This window comes from Mesorhizobium sp. M7A.F.Ca.US.002.01.1.1, from assembly GCF_004022955.1.
Taxonomy (GTDB): Bacteria; Pseudomonadota; Alphaproteobacteria; order Rhizobiales; family Rhizobiaceae; genus Mesorhizobium; species Mesorhizobium ciceri.
In genome coordinates, this window is sequence record NZ_RZQE01000736.1 from 1 (window position 1) to 2035 (window position 2035).

At 61.3% G+C, this 2035-nt stretch carries 3 protein-coding genes; all 3 read right to left on the minus strand.

Features of this window, described 5'->3' with window-relative positions; all coding sequences use genetic code 11:
* Positions 1 to 40: 40 nt before the first annotated feature.
* Positions 41 to 784: an alanyl-tRNA editing protein gene (locus EN932_RS34845; RefSeq protein WP_027163370.1), complete on the minus strand. Its 744-nt coding sequence runs from the start codon at positions 782 to 784 to the stop codon at positions 41 to 43.
* Complete coding sequence (locus tag EN932_RS34850) at positions 784 to 1818, minus strand: cysteine synthase A (protein ID WP_064994176.1); 1035 nt, start codon at positions 1816 to 1818, stop codon at positions 784 to 786. The genes EN932_RS34845 and EN932_RS34850 overlap by 1 nt, the downstream gene beginning before the upstream one ends.
* Positions 1819 to 2035, minus strand: a 217-nt coding sequence (locus tag EN932_RS38555; protein ID WP_206619002.1) for a hypothetical protein, incomplete at its 5' end; no start/stop codon positions are given.

The following is a 2035-nucleotide window of genomic DNA, read 5'->3' on the forward strand; positions in this document are numbered from 1 at the left end:
ATTTTGTGCTCCTGCTCGCCTTTTGGCGATCACTGTCTGTTCAGTTTGCCGGCATCGGCCCAAAGCGGATGCGGAAGCGCCGGTTTTCACGGCCCTTCTTCTCGATCTTGCCGATGTGGATTTCGCCGACTTCGCCAGTGCTCTTCACATGGGTGCCGCCGCAGGGCTGACTGTCCACCGAGGCGTTGTCGCCGATACAGACCAGGCGGATCTTGCCGGTGCCGGCCGGCGGCCGGACGTTCTTGGATTTCACCAGGCCGGGATTGGCGGCCAGTTCCTCGTCACTGATCAGCCTGACAAAGATCGGATGATCGGCCCGCACCAGCTCCATCAGCCCGGCGGTGATGTCCTCCTTGGTGAAGCCGGCATCCGGAGCGTCGAAGTCGACACGGCTGTCGTCCTCGGAAACGGCGGCACCGGTGATTGGAAACGGACAGACGACGGTGAGCAAATGGCAAGCCGCATGCATGCGCATCAGGAGATGCCGGCGTTCCCAGTCGATGGCCAGCCTCACCGTCTCGCCGACCTGTGGCACTGCTTGCTCCGGCGCCGGCACATGGATGATCTCGTCCTTGGTCTCGCCGGTGAGGGTAGCGGCAATGGCGATGCGGCTGCCGTCCGCGCGTTCGAGATAACCGGTATCGCCCGGTTGGCCGCCCGAAGTGGCGTAGAAGATCGTCCGGTCGAGGATGATGCCGCCGCGATCGTTGACGGCAACGATCTTCGCATCCGCCGTGCGCAGATAGGCGTCGTCGCGAAACAGGGCATCCGTCCTGTTTGCCATCACGCGACCTTTTCGAACGGCACCGAAATTGTGCTCTTCAGCTCCATCCAGCCTGGCACCGGCAGTTGCTTCTCGCGCAGGAATTCCGGGTTGAACAGTTTTGACTGATAGCGCGTGCCGTAGTCACAAAGAATGGTCACGATGGTGTGGCCGGGACCCAATTCCCTGGCCAGGCGGATCGCGCCGGCAATGTTGATGCCGGTCGAGCCACCGACGCAAAGCCCCTCTTCCTGGATCAGGTCGAAGACGATCGGCAGCGCATCCTCATCGGGGATCTGGAAGGAAAAGTCCGGCGTGAACCCTTCGAGATTGGCGGTGATGCGCCCCTGCCCGATGCCTTCGGTGATCGAGCTGCCTTCGGACTTCAGCTCGCCGCTGGTGTAGAAGGAGTAGAGCGCGGCCCCCAGAGGGTCGGCCAGCGCGATCTTCACATCCTTGCTTTTCGCCTTCAGCCCAAAGGCGACGCCGGCCAGCGTGCCGCCGGAACCGACCGCCGAGACAAAGCCATCGACCTTGCCCCCGGTCTGGCTCCAGATTTCCTCCGCTGTGGTGCGGATATGGCCGTCACGGTTGGCAACATTGTCGAACTGGTTGGCCCAGATGGCGCCGTTCGGCTCGGTCCGCGCCAGTTGCTCGGCCAGCCGCCCCGACAGTTTCACATAATTGTTGGGGTTCTTGTAGGGCACGGCAGGCACTTCGATCAGTTCGGCACCGAGCAGCTTGATCGTGTCCTTCTTCTCCTGGCTCTGTGTGTCGGGAATGACGATGACGGTGCGATAGCCGAGCGCCTTGGCGACCAGCGTCAGCCCGATGCCGGTGTTGCCCGCCGTTCCCTCGACGACGACACCGCCGGGTCTCAGCAGCCCACGCTGCTCGGCATCGCGGATGATGAACAGGCCGGCGCGATCCTTGACCGACTGGCCCGGATTCATGAATTCGGCCTTGCCCAGGATCTCGCAACCGGTTTGTTCCGAAGCTTTGTTGAGGCGGATCAAAGGCGTGTTGCCGATCGCGTCGATCACAGAACGGGGCATTCAGGATTCCTTGTGTAGGTGCGCCGAAACCCTAGAAACCCGAAGCTGCAGTTTCAAGGCAAGAATTTGTCTGGTCCAGTCGCATTTGCGGTACTGTAGTTGCGTCAGCGCTTCCCGAAACCGACCTCTTGCGCCACAGCTCATTTTCCGGCTGACGTTGAAAAGCAGCTTTTCATTCGATTTCTTCATCGCTAGAGCAAAGCACCAACAAGTCGAC